At 68.3% G+C, this 14,338-nt stretch carries 16 protein-coding genes; 8 read left to right on the forward strand and 8 right to left on the reverse strand.

Features of this window, described 5'->3' with window-relative positions; genetic code table 11:
* Positions 1-261 precede the first annotated feature (261 nt).
* The 4 genes from acs (at position 262) to AC5W7N_RS03090 (ending at position 5,159) form a co-directional block, all read left to right on the forward strand.
* Positions 262-2,220, forward strand: coding sequence for an acetate--CoA ligase (acs, locus tag AC5W7N_RS03075; RefSeq protein ID WP_163813684.1), 1,959 nt, complete (start codon positions 262-264; stop codon positions 2,218-2,220).
* A 187-nt stretch (positions 2,221-2,407) separates the two neighbouring features.
* Positions 2,408-3,619, forward strand: a complete 1,212-nt coding sequence (gene nhaA, locus AC5W7N_RS03080; RefSeq protein WP_163813685.1) for a Na+/H+ antiporter NhaA — start codon at positions 2,408-2,410, stop codon at positions 3,617-3,619.
* 28 nt (positions 3,620-3,647) lie between these two features.
* Positions 3,648-4,187, forward strand: a complete 540-nt coding sequence (locus AC5W7N_RS03085) for a phage holin family protein (RefSeq protein ID WP_036532255.1) — start codon at positions 3,648-3,650, stop codon at positions 4,185-4,187.
* A 36-nt stretch (positions 4,188-4,223) separates the two neighbouring features.
* Complete coding sequence (locus tag AC5W7N_RS03090) at positions 4,224-5,159, forward strand: alpha/beta fold hydrolase (protein WP_195020484.1); 936 nt, start codon at positions 4,224-4,226, stop codon at positions 5,157-5,159.
* 46 nt (positions 5,160-5,205) lie between these two features.
* Here AC5W7N_RS03090 and AC5W7N_RS03095 read toward each other — a convergent pair whose 3' ends face one another.
* The 4 genes from AC5W7N_RS03095 to nth are packed head-to-tail and all read right to left on the reverse strand — an operon-like array spanning position 5,206 to position 8,586.
* Positions 5,206-6,399 (reverse strand): MarP family serine protease, encoded by a 1,194-nt coding sequence (locus tag AC5W7N_RS03095; protein WP_163813687.1) that lies wholly within the window; start codon positions 6,397-6,399, stop codon positions 5,206-5,208.
* Positions 6,396-7,097, reverse strand: coding sequence for an NUDIX hydrolase (locus AC5W7N_RS03100; protein WP_195020483.1), 702 nt, complete (start codon positions 7,095-7,097; stop codon positions 6,396-6,398). Before AC5W7N_RS03100 ends, AC5W7N_RS03095 begins: the two co-directional genes overlap by 4 nt.
* A complete protein-coding gene (locus AC5W7N_RS03105; protein WP_324197379.1) occupies positions 7,094-7,756 on the reverse strand; it encodes a TlpA family protein disulfide reductase in 663 nt (220 codons plus the stop codon). Before AC5W7N_RS03105 ends, AC5W7N_RS03100 begins: the two co-directional genes overlap by 4 nt.
* Positions 7,753-8,586 (reverse strand): endonuclease III, encoded by an 834-nt coding sequence (gene nth, locus AC5W7N_RS03110; RefSeq protein WP_194990099.1) that lies wholly within the window; start codon positions 8,584-8,586, stop codon positions 7,753-7,755. The genes AC5W7N_RS03105 and nth overlap by 4 nt, the downstream gene beginning before the upstream one ends.
* Before the next feature lie 106 nt (positions 8,587-8,692).
* Here nth and AC5W7N_RS03115 point away from each other — a divergent pair, with 106 nt between their 5' ends.
* A complete protein-coding gene (locus AC5W7N_RS03115) occupies positions 8,693-8,920 on the forward strand; it encodes a hypothetical protein (protein WP_081597118.1) in 228 nt (75 codons plus the stop codon).
* A gap of 144 nt (positions 8,921-9,064) precedes the next feature.
* Positions 9,065-9,739 (forward strand): Crp/Fnr family transcriptional regulator, encoded by a 675-nt coding sequence (locus tag AC5W7N_RS03120; protein ID WP_014348619.1) that lies wholly within the window; start codon positions 9,065-9,067, stop codon positions 9,737-9,739.
* A gap of 82 nt (positions 9,740-9,821) precedes the next feature.
* Here the strand turns inward: AC5W7N_RS03120 and AC5W7N_RS03125 are convergent, their stop codons facing one another.
* The 3 genes from AC5W7N_RS03125 to sp36 are packed head-to-tail and all read right to left on the reverse strand — an operon-like array spanning position 9,822 to position 11,292.
* The gene (locus tag AC5W7N_RS03125; RefSeq protein ID WP_195020482.1) at positions 9,822-10,613 is read right to left on the reverse strand and encodes an MBL fold metallo-hydrolase; all 792 of its coding nucleotides are present in this window, start codon (positions 10,611-10,613) and stop codon (positions 9,822-9,824) included.
* Positions 10,614-10,627: 14 nt separating this feature from the next.
* Entirely contained in the window at positions 10,628-11,116 is a 489-nt protein-coding gene (locus tag AC5W7N_RS03130; RefSeq protein WP_138447699.1) for a RidA family protein, read from the reverse strand.
* A gap of 11 nt (positions 11,117-11,127) precedes the next feature.
* Positions 11,128-11,292 carry a Sp36 family protein gene (gene sp36, locus AC5W7N_RS03135; protein WP_014348616.1) on the reverse strand — a complete coding sequence of 55 codons (165 nt, stop codon included), beginning with the start codon at positions 11,290-11,292 and terminating at the stop codon, positions 11,128-11,130.
* A 170-nt stretch (positions 11,293-11,462) separates the two neighbouring features.
* On the opposite strand from sp36, the gene bagA reads away from it, so the two are divergent.
* Together bagA and bagB are read left to right on the forward strand one after the other, a co-directional pair.
* Positions 11,463-12,482 carry an ATPase BagA gene (gene bagA, locus AC5W7N_RS03140; RefSeq protein WP_195020911.1) on the forward strand — a complete coding sequence of 340 codons (1,020 nt, stop codon included), beginning with the start codon at positions 11,463-11,465 and terminating at the stop codon, positions 12,480-12,482.
* Entirely contained in the window at positions 12,479-13,627 is a 1,149-nt protein-coding gene (gene bagB, locus AC5W7N_RS03145; RefSeq protein ID WP_163813690.1) for an ATPase BagB, read from the forward strand. Before bagA ends, bagB begins: the two co-directional genes overlap by 4 nt.
* Here the strand turns inward: bagB and AC5W7N_RS03150 are convergent.
* On the reverse strand, positions 13,620-13,943 hold the full coding sequence (locus tag AC5W7N_RS03150) for a WhiB family transcriptional regulator (RefSeq protein ID WP_011206869.1): 324 nt from the start codon (positions 13,941-13,943) through the stop codon (positions 13,620-13,622). The genes bagB and AC5W7N_RS03150 overlap by 8 nt on opposite strands.
* Positions 13,944-14,338: the final 395 nt, after the last annotated feature.

Below are 14,338 nucleotides of genomic sequence, written 5' to 3' on the forward strand. Positions count from 1 at the left end.
TGCACCCCCGGAATCATCGTCGTCTGCCGGCTCGGTCGCGGCCGTTTCGGGCCGACGCGCTCGAACCGGCCCTGCGCGGACCCCGCCCGCCGATCAGAAGCCGACGATAACCACCGCGGCACCGATTTGTCAGGCGACCGGGCCGCACTCGTGCCTGCCGAATCGGTGCCCACCCGATGGACAGGGTGGCAGCGGCGTGGGTCACAGTTGACTACTGTCGAAACCGGCCGCATGCGCAGGTGATGTGAAGGAAGTGACGAGATGACCGAAACCACCGCCGATCACCAGGACTCGTACCCGCCCAGCGCGGCATTCGCCGCCGCCGCGAACGCCGACGCCGAGATCTACCGCCGCGCCGAAGCCGATCGCGAGGGTTTCTGGGCCGAGCAGGCGCAGCGCCTGCACTGGCATGAGCCGTGGAGCCAGGTACTGGACTGGTCGGACGCTCCGGTCGCGAAATGGTTCGCCGACGGCAAGCTCAATGTCGCCTACAACTGCGTCGACCGGCACGTGCGCGACGGCCACGGCGACCAGATCGCCATCCACTGGGAAGGCGAGCCGGGCGATTCCCGCGCCATCACCTACAACGACCTGCTCGCCGAGGTCAGCCGGGCGGCGAACTACCTGACCGAACTGGGTCTGGAGACCGGCGATCGGGTCGCCATCTATATGCCGATGATCCCCGAGGCCATCGTGTCGATGCTGGCCTGCGCGCGGCTCGGGCTCACCCATTCGGTGGTCTTCGCCGGGTTCTCCCCCTCGGCGCTGCGCCAGCGCGTCGACGACGCGCGCGCCCGGCTGATCATCACCACCGACGGCCAGTGGCGGCGCGGCAAGCCCGCGCCGCTGAAGGAGGCGGTGGACGAGGCGCTCTACGCCAAGGGCGATGTCCCGCACAGCGTCGAACATGTGCTCGTGGTGCGGCGCACCAATGTCGAGGTGCCGTGGACCGAGGGCCGCGATCTGTGGTGGCACGAAACCGTCGCGAACGCCTCCCCCGAACACGAAGCCGAGGCCTTCGACGCCGAACACCCGCTGTTCATCCTCTACACCTCCGGCACCACCGGAAAACCCAAGGGCATCCTGCACACCTCCGGCGGCTACCTCACCCAGACCGCCTACACCCACCACTACGTCTTCGACCACAAACCCGGCGCCGACGTCTACTGGTGCACCGCCGACATCGGCTGGGTCACCGGCCACAGCTACATCGTCTACGGCCCCCTCGCCAACCGCGCCACCCAGGTCGTCTACGAAGGCACACCGAACTTCCCCGATGAGCACAGGCACTGGCAGATCATCGAAAAGTACGGCGTCACCATCTATTACACGGCGCCCACGCTCATCCGCACGTTCATGAAGTGGGGTCGCGAGATCCCCGACGCCCACGATCTGTCCTCGATCCGGGTCCTCGGCTCGGTCGGCGAACCGATCAACCCGGAAGCGTGGCGGTGGTACCGCGACGTCATCGGCTCCGGCAGCGCACCCATCGTGGACACCTGGTGGCAGACCGAGACCGGGTCGATCATGATCTCCCCGCTGCCCGGCGTCACCGCCGCCAAACCCGGTGCGGCCATGACCCCGCTGCCCGGCATCTCGGCGAAAGTCGTCGACGAAGAGGGCAATATCGTCCGCCCGGCCGGCGATTCGGCCGTCGTCGGCTACCTCGTGCTCGACCAGCCGTGGCCGTCCATGCTGCGCGGCATCTGGGGCGATATGGAGCGCTACCAGGCCACCTATTGGCAGCGCTACGCCGAGCAGGGCTGGTATTTCGCCGGTGACGGGGCCAAACTCGACGCCGACGGCGACCTGTGGGTGCTCGGCCGCGTCGACGACGTCATGAACGTCTCCGGCCATCGCATCTCCACCGCCGAGGTGGAATCGGCTCTGGTCGGTCACGCCGGCGTGGCCGAAGCCGCCGTGGTCGGCGCCAGCGACGAGACCACCGGGCAGGGCATCGTGGCGTTCGTCATCCTCACCGCCGAAGCCACCGACACCGGCGCCGAACTGGTGAACGAACTCAAGGCAGAGGTGGCACGGGAGATCAGCCCGATCGCACGGCCACGCGAGATCCATGTGGTGCCGGAGCTGCCCAAGACCCGCAGCGGCAAGATCATGCGCCGACTGCTGCGCGACGTCGCCGAGGGCCGCGAACTCGGCGATACCTCGACGCTCGTCGACCCGAACGTCTTCGAAGCGATCCGGGCCTCGCGCGCCTGAGCCGAACCGGCGGATTTCCGGCAGGGGCGGCAGGTTACGCCCGGTGGATTCGATTGTCACCGGGCGTAACCGTTAGAATTGCGTAAGGTGTGCCGGGAAGTCTGGTCGGCGCGTGGTCGTGTACGTCGAATCCCTCGCGGTTCGCCGCGCGTCTGCGGTCCCTGACCGACCCGACGAGAGGTTTCCCGTGATCACAGCGGCGCGCTCGGAGCTGTCCAGGTATCTGCGCACCGAAACCGTCGGCGGCTCATTGCTTCTCATCGCGGCCGCGGTGGCGTTGCTGTGGGTGAACTCGCCGTGGGGCGCCGGCTACGAAACGATGACCGATGCGGTGCTGCCGATTCCACCGCTGCATCTGGAACTCACGCTGGCCGACTGGACCAAGGACGGGCTGCTCGCGGTCTTCTTCTTCGTCGCGGGGCTCGAGCTCAAACGCGAACTCGTGGTCGGCGAGCTGGCCGACCGCAAGCGGGCCGCACTGCCGATCATCGCCGCCGTCGGCGGCGTGATCACACCGGCGATCATCGCCTACGTCATCGGATACGGCGTACCCGGCATGGACCGCGGCTGGGCCATCCCGGTCGCCACCGATATCGCGTTCGCGCTGGCGGTATTGGCCATGACCGGTTCCCGGATCCCCGCCAGCGCGCGGGTCTTCCTGCTGAGCCTGGCCGTGGTCGACGACCTGCTGGCCATCATCCTGATCGCGGTGCTGTTCACCGCGGGTCTTTCGCTGCTGTGGCTGCTCGCCGCGCTCGCCTGCTTCGCGGGCTGGTGGCTGGCCCAGCACCGGCGCATCCGCACTCCGCTGGTGTATCTGCCGCTTGCTCTCGTGGCCTGGTATGCGCTCCACGAGGCGGGCGTGCATCCGACGCTGGCCGGCGTCGGGATGGGACTATTGACGCGAGTCCGCAAAGATCCCGGCGAATCCGAAGCGCCTGCCACCCGATGGGAACACCAGGTCCAGCCGATCTCGGCGGGGCTGTGCGTGCCGCTGTTCGCGCTGTTCGCCTCCGGAGTCCCGTTGAATTCCAGCGTGTTCGGGCAATTGTTCACCGACCGCCTACCGCTGGCCATCATCGCCGGTCTGCTGCTGGGTAAGACCATCGGCATCATGGGCTGGAGCTGGGCGGCCATCCGGCTCGGCGTCGCCAAACGCCCCGCGCACCTCGGTTATCGCGATATGTTCGCCCTGTCGGTGCTCGGCGCGATCGGCTTCACCGTTAGCCTGCTCGTGGCGGAACTCGCGCTGGAGGACGAAACCGCCGTGGAATTGGCCAAGGCAGCGATCTTGGTGACCTCTATGGCAGCCTCACTGGCCGGTTCGGCGCTACTGTTGCGGCGTGGGCGTGTCCACCAGGCGCGGCGGGACGCGCGTGCGCTAGAACGAGAACAATGAAGCCTGGACAGGGAGAAGGGTCGACCAAGTGAGTGTCACACAGGGCGGTAACGGACGCGACGCGCATCGAGACGGCTCTCCGCACGACCCAGGACGCACCGTGACCGCGATCCCCCTGTCCGAGGTCGACCCGACCGCCTCGGCCAGTTTCGGCACCCTGGTGCGCGATGCCACCGAGCAGGTCTCCACGCTGGTGCGCGCCGAGGTCGAACTGGCCAAGGCCGAGGTCACCGGCGAGATCAAGAAGGGCCTGCAGGGCAGCGTCTTCTTCATCGTCGCGCTGACCATCCTGCTGTTCAGCAGCTTCTTCTTCTTTTTCGCGGTCGCGGAAACCCTCGACATCTGGCTGTACCGCTGGGCGGCGTTCTGGATCGTGTTCGCGCTGATGGTGATCGCGACGGCCACCTTCGCCTTCCTCGGCTACCGCAAGGTCAAGAAGCTGCGCGCGCCCGAGAAGACCATCGACTCGCTCAAGCAGACCCGTTCGGTGCTGCCCAGCGGGCTCGGCGCGCACGGCAAGCACGAGCTGACCGCCGACAAGATCGCGATGGACAAGCCCGCCCGCTGAGACACGCCCGGCCCTGGCCTACTACGCTCGGTCGGCGTGGCGTCGAACTTCCTGCCGGACCCGTCCAGCGTCCGTTATGAGGGTCCGTGGACCCATCGCGACGTTCACGCCAATGGCATCCGCTTCCACATCGTGGAGGCCGCGCCGGAACGCACGGACGCGCCGCTGGTGGTGCTGCTGCACGGATTCGCCGACTTCTGGTGGTCGTGGCGGCATCAGCTGACCGGGCTGTCGGAGCTCGGCTACCGCGCCGTCGCGGTGGATCTGCGCGGTTACGGCGACAGCGACAAGCCGCCACGCGGCTACGACGGCTGGACCCTGGCCGGCGACATCGCCGGACTCATCCGCGCGCTCGGCCACACCGAGGCCACCCTGGTCGGACACGCCGACGGTGGCCTGGTGTGCTGGGCGACGGCGGTCATGCATCCGCGCCTGGTGCGGGCGATCGCGGTGATCGGATCCCCGCATCCGGCTGCGCTCAAGAGCGCGATTCTGCGGGATCGGGCCCAGCGCTCGACCTGGCTGCCGAACTTTCTGCGCTATCAGCTACCCAGATACCCCGAACACCTGCTGACCAGGGGTGACGGCGCCGAGATCGAGCGCCTGATGCGCGAGCGGGTGGGTGCGTCCTGGTCCGGGAGCAGCGAATTCACCGACACCGCGCGCCGGATGCGCTCGGCCATCCAGATTCACGGAGCGGCCCACTGCTCGCTGGAGTATCAGCGCTGGGCCTTCCGTAGCCAATGGCGGCCGGATGGCCGCCGGTTCATGGCGATCATGCGCAAACCCATCGACATTCCGGTGTTGTCGATGCGTGGCGAGCAGGACCGCTACGTGCTCACCACGACGATCCATCGCGGCCATCGGCTCTCCCCCCGACGCACCGTCGTCACCATCCCCGGCGCGGGGCATTTCGCGCATCAGGAGAACCCGGAAGCGGTGACCACCGAGTTGGCGAAACTGCTGGGCTGAGGGCGGACGTGCCCGGCAGCACCGTCGCCGCCGGGCACTACGTCGATCAACTCAGCACGCAGGGACCCGTCGCGACCGCCGATTGCGATGCGTCCGCCGCGTCGAGCTGGCGGCGGACCTCCTGCAGGGTGAGCACATAGCCGGTGTCGTCATCGGTGACGGCCGCGCCGAACACCACGCCGAGCACATTGCCCTCGGTATCCACCAGCGGCCCACCGGAATTGCCCGCCCGCACCTGACCGCGCACGGTGTAGACCTCGCGCTCGATGGTGCCGTCGCGGTAGATGGTCGGGCCGGTCAGATCCAGCGTCTCGCGGACGCGGGCCGCGCTCGCGGTGTAGCGCCCGCCGCCCGGATAGCCGAGCACGATCGCGCTGTCGCCCGAGCGGGCCGGAGCCGCGGCCTCCGGGATCTCCGGAGCGGTGAGACCGGGGACCGACAGCACCGCCACGTCGGTGGACGGATCGAACAGCACCACTTCCGCTTCCAGCGGGCCGGTGGCGGTATCCACGGTGACGCTGGTGGTGCCCGCGACGACGTGCGCGTTGGTCATCACCCGCTCCGGCGAGATGACGAAGCCCGAACCCTCCAGCGCCCGCTGGCAACTCGGCGCGACACCGCGGATGCGCAGCACGCTCTGCTGCAGCCTGGCGGCCACCGGGCTGCTCAGCACGCTCGGGTCCGGCGGTTCGACGGCGGCGATCGGCGCGCGGCCGAACGGCCCGATGACGTCCGGCAGGCCCGAGGTGTTCAGCAACTTGGAGAACTCGTTGGGCAGCTTGCGCAGCCAGTTCGGCGCCACATCGTTGACGTCGGCCAGCACCCGCGAGCCATTGATCGCGGTCGCGATGGCCGGCTGCGAGGAGGTGGCCAACGGCAAGGCCAGCAGCCACGCCGTCACCAGCACGGCCACCGCCTGCAGCACCGCCCCCACAACGCTGTCGACGGTGCGGGTGAAGGTATGGCGCATCCCGCCCCGCGCGGCGCGCCCGAGCACCATGCCCGCGACCTCGCCGACGATCACCAGCACCACGATCAGCAGCACGCCGGCCAGCACCCGGCTGCGGCCCTCACCGATGTGGATCAGGATGTGCGGGGCGATCAGGATGCCCGCGACGGCGCCGAGCACCACGCCGAGGAAGGCCAGCGCCGAGGCGACCGCACCCTGACGCCAGCCCGACGAGGCGGCCAGCAGCGCCAGGATGACGACCGCGATATCGAGCCAGGTCGATGCGCTCACAGCGTCATCCCCACCGCGGCCAGTGAGCTCTCCAGATCACGCACGTCGGTGCGGTCCCATTCCCGTTCCCAGCCGAGCGTGCTGAACAGTCCGGCGAGGATTCCTCCGGTGAAGCCCCACACCAGCATCCCGTCCACCTGGAAGGCCGGGCTCTGGTAGCCGAGGCTGCCACGGACCAGGAACCGGTTCGCCGGATCGAGCAGATCGGACAACGACACGCGCACCACCCGTTCGGTTTCACTCTGGTCGACCACGCGCACCTCGCTCGGCGTGCGCCAATACGCCACCACCGGTGTCACATCGAACCGGGACGGCGGCACGAACAATTTCGGCAGCACCGCGACCGGCTCGACGCCTTCGCGGTCCAGTCCGGTTTCCTCCCAGGCCTCACGCAGCGCGGTATCGATCGGACCGGTGTCACCGGGATCGACAGCGCCGCCGGGGAAGGCGACCTGCCCTCGATGCTGGCGCATGGTAGAGGCCCGCTGGGTCAGCAGCACCTCGGCGTCGGCCGGTAGGCCACCGGGTGCGTCCGGGTCAGGCGCCGGGGAACCGCCGAACAGCACCAGCACCGCGGCCTGGCGCGGTTCGGACGTCAGCGTCATCACCCGGCGCAGCGCACGCGCCTTGGACAGGGTGTCGGAGAAGTCGGCGTGGGCCTGGGTGGCGCCGGCGAGCCAGGGCGGAATGTCGGTCATGAGGTAACTCCCAGCGCCCCGGAAACGGTGTCGGCGATGTCGTCGACATCGTGGAACGGGCGGGCGACGTACTCGGCGATCGATCCGTCCGGCCGGATCAGCACGGTGATGGGCAGCGCGTTCGGCGCGCCCGCGGCGGCGCGCACGGCGGCGTCCGGGTCCTCGACGCCCGGCATGGTCAGCGGCGCCCGGCCCGCGCCGCGCTGCTCGTCGTTCAATGCGGCGAGCATGGCAAGGGCCTTGTTCTCGGCGGGATCGCTGTGCACGGTCAGCACCGTCACCGCCGGGCCCACCCGGTTCGCGTACTCCTGCAGGACGGGCAGCTCGGTGCGGCACGGCTCGCACCAGTAGGCCCACAGATTCAGTACCGCGGGCTTGCCGGCGAGGGCGGCGGCGAGGTCGACGGGCTTACCGTCGGCCAGGCAGGTCAGCGAGAGCCCGGCGAGTGGGCCCGAACCCACCGCACCGTCGACCGGACGAGGGCATTCGGTGAGCCCGGCGGCCGCGCGCTGCTGCGGATCGACACGTGCTGCCGCGGTGACCCGCTCCCCGCCGGGGGTGGAATCGTCGTCACCGCGCGGCCACAGCGCGACGGCCAACGCGACCGCGACGATCAGGGCCGACAGCACCCAGCGCCAGACGACGGGAACTCGGCTCACCGGCCCACCAGCTCGAGCAGATGCTCCGCTTCCGGCCCCTTCACCAGCTCGGCGGCGGCATCCGGATCGGTGGGCCCGATCCCGAACGAAGGACAATCCTTGGCCAGCAGGCACACTCCGCACGCGGGTTTGCGCGAATGGCAGACCCGGCGTCCGTGGAAGATCACCCGATGGGACAGCAGTGTCCACTCCTTGCGCTCGATCAGCTCGCCGACGGCCTGTTCGACCTTGACCGGATCCTCTTCGGCCGTCCATCCCCAGCGGCGCACCAGCCGGCCGAAGTGGGTGTCGACGGTGATACCCGGCACCCCGAACGCGTTGCCGAGGATGACGTTGGCAGTCTTGCGCCCGATGCCCGGCAACTTGACGAGTTCGTCCATGGTGTGAGGCAACTCACCATCGAAATTTTCCAGCAGGGCTTGCCCGAGGCCGATGAGCGCGTTCGCCTTGTTCCGGTAGAAGCCGGTGGGGCGGATGTATTCCTCGAGTTCGGCGCGATTGGCCTCGGCGTAGGCGCGCGCGTCAGGGTACTTGGCAAAAAGCGCGGGGGTGGTGAGGTTCACTCGCACGTCGGTGCACTGGGCGGACAAGATCGTCGCGACGGCCAATTCCAGCGGCGTGGTGAAATCCAATTCGCAATGCGCGTCCGGAAAAGCCAGCGCCAGTTTCCGGTTCATCCGGCGCGCGCGGCGGACGAGACCCAGCCGGGTTTCCGCCGGTCGAGTGCGGGTTTTCGACTTCGGCGCGCCGTCTGCCGCCGGGACAGGATCAGCCGCCGCGGCGGTGGCCGAAGGCCCGATCCCGGCCGCGGATGAGGGGGAGACACGCACCCGTCCACCATACGGAACCCACCGACATCGTTGCCGTCCCAGATCCGGTGCCGTGTTCCATCTGAGACCTGGACAGTGTTTACTGCTCGGCATGCAAGGACTCGCTGTGGTGCTCTTCCCAGTGGCGTTGATGCTGTTCGCCCTGGGCATGGAGCGGGTCGAGAACCGGCTCCGCAAACTTCTCGAACCCGACGAAGAAGTTCAGCTGTACTTGGACAAGGCGAGCAACGCCGAGGTGAAAGAGCTGACGAAGCTCGGTCTGCCGGCGGCGGTGGCTCGTATGCGCAGGCGCCGCTCCCGCGCCGAGGAAATGGACATCGCCCGGGCCAGCTGAGCCCGCGCGATGCGGAATTCACGCCACGCAATCCGGCCGTAACGTGGTGTCTGTCACTACGCGCCGTGAATGCCGCGTAGACTGCACTGTCGGCCGACCCACTTCGGTCCAGGACTACAGCCATTTCCCATAAGGAGCACATTCGTGGACGAGGCCCTCGCCAGAGCAGGCATCTTCCAAGGCGTAGAGCCCACCGCGGTGGCGGCGCTCGCCAAACAACTGCAGCCCGTGGATTTCCCGCGCGGCCATGTCATCTTCAACGAGGGTGAGCCCGGCGATCGGCTGTACATCATCACGTCCGGCAAGGTGAAGATCGGTCGCCGTTCCCCGGACGGCCGGGAGAACCTGCTGACCATCATGGGCCCGTCGGACATGTTCGGCGAGCTGTCGATCTTCGACCCCGGTCCGCGCACCTCGACCGCGACCACGGTCACCGAGGTCCGCGCGGTCACCATGGATCGCGAGGCGCTCAAGTCCTGGATCGACCAGCGACCCGAGATCGCCGAGCAGTTGCTGCGCGTGCTGGCCCGCCGCCTGCGCCGCACCAACAACAACCTCGCCGATCTCATCTTCACCGACGTCCCGGGTCGAGTCGCGAAGGCGCTGCTGCAGCTCGCCCAGCGTTTCGGCACCCAGGAGGCCGGTGCGCTCCGGGTCACCCACGACCTCACCCAGGAAGAGATCGCCCAGCTGGTCGGCGCCTCGCGCGAGACCGTGAACAAGGCGCTCGCCGACTTCGCGCATCGCGGCTGGCTGCGGCTAGAGGGCAAGAGCGTGCTGATCTCCGACTCCGAGCGCCTGGCCCGGCGCGCGCGCTGATCTCGCGCACAGCTAGCTGATCGTTCGAGGCCCGGCCGCCACTCGCGGACCGGGCCTCGAACGTTGTGCGCCGCAGCTGTCGTCAGGGCTGCGACCGCAGATACTCCAACTGCGCCTGCACCGAACTCCGCGCCGCGAGCCACAGCTTCTTGTCGACGTCGGCGTACACCTTGCGCACCACCGCCATAGGCCCGGCATCGGGCCCGAGCTCGGCCAGCGCCGCCCGCACCTGCTCCAAGCGTTCCTTCCGATGCGCGATGTAGTACCGCGCGACGGGCTCGAGGTCCGGATGATCCGGGCCGTGCGCGGGCAGCAGTGCCTTACCCGCACCCACCTCGACCAGCCGGTCCAGCGAACGCAGGTAATCGCCGAGCGTGCCGTCGGTCGAATCGAGGACGGTGGTGCCGCGACCGAGGATGGTGTCACCGGTCAGCACGGCGTCATCGAGCACGAAGCTCATCGAATCCCCGGTGTGGCCGGGTGTGTGCAGCACGGTGATCCGCAATCCGGCGGCGACGATCACCTCGCCGTCGGTGAGCGGGGCATCGCTGCCGCGCAGATATTCGCGGTCCATCGCCCGCACCGGCGTGCCGGTCAACTTCACCAGCCGGTCGATGCCGCCGGTGTGATCGGCATGCCGGTGTGTGATCAGGGTGAGCGCGATGTCTCCGCCGGTCGCCGCGACGATCGCCTCGATGTGTGCGCGCTGCTTCGGGCCCGGATCCACCACGACACAGCCGCCGCCGTCCGGGCCCCGCAGGATCCAGGTATTGGTCCCGTCCAGCGTCATCTGGCCCGGATTGTCCGCGAGCAGCACGGCCGCGGTCGGCGTGACCTGCCGCAGCTGCCCGTAGGCGGGATGGGTCAGGGTCATGGCCTACCTCCTGATCAACGCACCTCGGCGATGAGTTCCACCTCGACCGGGGTGTTCTTCGGCAGTTCGGAGACCCCGACCGCCGAGCGTGCGTGCGTGCCCGCGGCGCCGAAGACCTCGCCGAGGAATTCCGATGCGCCGTTGACAACCAGCGGCTGGTCGGTGAAGCCCGGCGCCGACGCGACGAAACCGACCACCTTCACGATCCGCACGACCTCGTCGAGCCCGACCAGATCGTGCACCGCGGCCAGCGCGTTCAGCGCGCACAGCCGTGCCGCCTCGGCGGCCTGCTCCAGCGTCACCTCGGCGCCGACCTTGCCCGTCGCCGACAGCTCGCCGGAGACGAACGGCAACTGCCCCGAGGTGTAGACCAGCGAACCGGTGCGCACCGCGGGCAGATAGGCCGCGACCGGCGCGGCGACCTCGGGCAGGCTCAGGCCGAGCCGGGCGAGATTGCGTTGCCAGGGGGTCGCGGGCTCGGCAGCGGGCGATTCGAGTGCCATGGCCGCCCGCCCTACTGCTTCGGCCGCTTCAGGTAGGCCACGTGCTGCTCACCGGTCGGGCCGGGCAGCACGGTCACCAGCTCCCAGCCGTCGGCGCCCCACTGGTCGAGGATCTGCTTGGTCGCATGGGTGAGCAGCGGAACGGTCGCGTACTCCCACAGGGTCACATCGCTCATGGCTGGAGCCTAATGGGTGGGCTCCGGCACGTTCCGACCGCAGCCGGGCCGGTCACCGGTGATACGAGCCGGACGTCACTGTCTGATACACCACACCGCCGGTATCCGGATCCCTAGGGCGCGATCTCAGAACGGGTTATAGGCTCGCGAACGTGGGAGCACCAACAACAGTGCCGGTTTCGGCCGATCCGGGGCTGACGACCGGCTGGCCGGAACGCGCGGCCAAAGCCCGGCTGCACTACGTGTCGGGTAAGGGCGGCACCGGAAAGTCGACGGTCGCCGCGGCCCTGGCACTGGCGCTGGCCGCGGGCGGGCGCCGGGTTCTGCTGGTCGAGGTGGAAAGCCGACAGTCCATCGCCCAGCTGTTCGACCTGCCGCCACTGCCACCCACCGAGACCAGGATCGCCACCGCGGACGGCGGCGGCGAGGTGGTCGCGCTCGCCCTCGATATCGAGCACGCCTTCCTCGAATACCTGGACATGTTCTACAACCTCGGCTTCGCCGGCCGCGCCATGCGCCGGATGGGGGCCATCGAGTTCGTCACCACCATTGCGCCCGGCCTGCGCGATGTGATCCTGACCGGCAAGATCAAGGAGTGCGCGGTCCGCGTCGACAAGGCCGGCAAGCAGGTCTACGACGAGATCGTGGTGGACTCGCCGCCGACCGGCCGGATCGCCAGTTTCCTCGACGTCACCCAGGCGATGGCCGAGGTGGCCAAGGGCGGACCGATCGCCTCGCAGGCCGAGGGCGTGTCGAAGCTGCTGCATTCGGACCAGACCCTGATCCACCTGGTCACCCTGCTCGAGGCGCTTCCGGTACAGGAAACCGCCGACGCCATCGCCGAACTGACCGAGGCCGACCTGCGGATCGGGACGGTGATCGTCAACCGGGCCAGCCAGGACGAGCTGCCCGCCGAACAACGCAATCGCGCCGCCACGGGTGATCTCGACGTCGAGGCGATCCGGGCCGGGCTCGACAGCGCGGGAATCTCGCTACCCGAGGACGACGTCCAGGGCCTGATCACCGAGACCGTCGAGCATTCGGCCACCCTGCGGGCCCAGGACGAAAGCGCCACCGAACTCGCCAAGATCGATATCTCCCGGATCTCCCTGCCCGCTCTCACCGATGGCATGGATCTGGGCGGGCTCTATGAGCTGGCCGAACACCTCACCGCACAGGGAGTCCGATGAGTACGCCGCAGGCAGGCGCCCCCCAGCTGGACATCTCGACGATCATCGGCGATCCGAACGCGCACATCGTGGTGTGCTGCGGTTCCGGCGGAGTCGGTAAGACCACCACCGCCGCCGCCATCGCGCTACGTGCGGCCGAGGCCGGGCGCAAGGTCGTGGTGCTGACCATCGATCCGGCGCGCAGGCTGGCCCAATCGCTCGGCGTCGCCGATCTCGGCAACTCCCCCCAGCGGGTCGAGCTCGGCCCCGAGGTCAAGGGCGAATTGCACGCGATGATGCTCAATATGCGCCGGACTTTCGACGAGATGGTGCTCGAGCACACCAGTCCGGACAAGGCCGAGCAGATCTTCGCCAACCCCTTCTATCAGACCGTGGCCTCGTCCTTCGGTGGGACGCAGGAGTACATGGCGATGGAAAAGCTCGGGCAGCTGGCGAATCGACGCGAGTGGGATCTGATCGTGGTCGACACTCCCCCGTCCCGTAACGCGCTGGACTTCCTGGACGCGCCCAAACGGCTCGGCAATTTCCTCAACGGCCGGATGATCCGGGTGATCATGGCGCCGGGGCGCGGCGTCGGCCGGTTCGTCACCGGCGCCATGAGCCTGGCGGTGCGCGGGGTGTCGACGATCGTCGGCGGCCAGATGCTCAAGGACGCTTCGCTGTTCCTGCAATCGCTGGAATCGCTGTTCGGCGGATTCCAGGACCGGGCCAACCGCACCTACGCGATGCTGTCCAAGCCGGGAACGCACTTCCTGGTGGTCGCGGCCCCCGAACCCGATGCCCTGCGTGAGGCCTCGTTCTTCGTCGACCGGCTCTCCACCGAGAAGATGCCGCTGGCCGGGCTGGTGCTGAACCGCACCCACCCCGTCCGCAGCGCGCTGTCCGCCGATCACGCGTTGACCGCCGCCGACCAGTTGGCCGAATCGAATCCGCTGACGGCGGCGGTGCTGCGAATCCACGCCCACCGGGTGGCCACCGCGAAACGGGAACGGCATCTGCTGCTGCGCTTCACCGGAGCCCACCCTCGGGTGCCGATCGTGCCGGTGACCGCGCTGCCCTTCGAGGTCTCCGATCTCGAAGCGCTACGCGCGGTCGGCGATCAACTCACCCGGACCCCGGCCGGCTCGGCCGTGCCGGTTACATAGCCACCTGATGCTGGCGCTGGGCCTGGAAGAAATCGGCCCATGACGTCACTTCGGGGTGCTGCTTGAGCAGCGCACGCCGCTGCCGTTCGGTCATACCGCCCCACACACCGAATTCGACCCGGTTGTCGAGTGCGTCCGCTCCGCACTGCATCAAGACCGGGCAATGCCTGCAGATCGTTGCCGCTTTGCGCTGCGCCGCGCCACGTACGAACAGCTGATCGGGGTCTACTTCCTTGCATCGGGCCTGGGATACCCAGGCGATCCTCGCTTCGGCCTGCTCTACGTCCAATCGAGCGATGGGGGTTGTCATGTGCATTTGGTGTGCCCCTTTGCAGTCCGAACACCGGTCAACGGCGCTCCGGAATCGCGTGTCAGCCCCGCAGCTACCCGAACCCCGCTGCGAAGTGCACCACATTCCACTTTGAGTGTTAGCTCTATCACACTGGGTTCTCAATCTAGGTAAAGGTATGCCGGGAGCGCAAGACCGAGCTGTGATTTTTTGGTACGTCCGTGCCGCGACCACGCGACACGCCAGTGACCCAATCGCGACACGCCACAGAATCGACCGTTACCGGGCGTTCGAACGAACGCACCGCTCACCTGGCCGCCGTCAAGGCCGGATTTCGGCCGTCGAACCCACCCCGACCTGCAATCGAGCAATTCGGATCAAACACACCCGCGAGAGCCCGCGAGCCACCCCTTAGTCTGGTC

The organism is Nocardia sp. CDC519, assembly GCF_059509835.1.

What these genes read in the sequence shown, in the direction of transcription:
- sp36 (WP_014348616.1), bottom strand. Translation starts at nt 11,292, where the DNA reads ATGAGCGATGTGACCCTGTGGGAGTACGCGACCGTTCCGCTGCTCACC.
- AC5W7N_RS03100 (WP_195020483.1), bottom strand. Translation starts at nt 7,097, where the DNA reads ATGACCGACATTCCGCCCTGGCTCGCCGGCGCCACCCAGGCCCACGCC.
- AC5W7N_RS03150 (WP_011206869.1), bottom strand. Translation starts at nt 13,943, where the DNA reads ATGCACATGACAACCCCCATCGCTCGATTGGACGTAGAGCAGGCCGAA.
- bagB (WP_163813690.1), top strand. Translation starts at nt 12,479, where the DNA reads ATGAGTACGCCGCAGGCAGGCGCCCCCCAGCTGGACATCTCGACGATC.
- AC5W7N_RS03125 (WP_195020482.1), bottom strand. Translation starts at nt 10,613, where the DNA reads ATGACCCTGACCCATCCCGCCTACGGGCAGCTGCGGCAGGTCACGCCG.
- AC5W7N_RS03130 (WP_138447699.1), bottom strand. Translation starts at nt 11,116, where the DNA reads ATGGCACTCGAATCGCCCGCTGCCGAGCCCGCGACCCCCTGGCAACGC.
- acs (WP_163813684.1), top strand. Translation starts at nt 262, where the DNA reads ATGACCGAAACCACCGCCGATCACCAGGACTCGTACCCGCCCAGCGCG.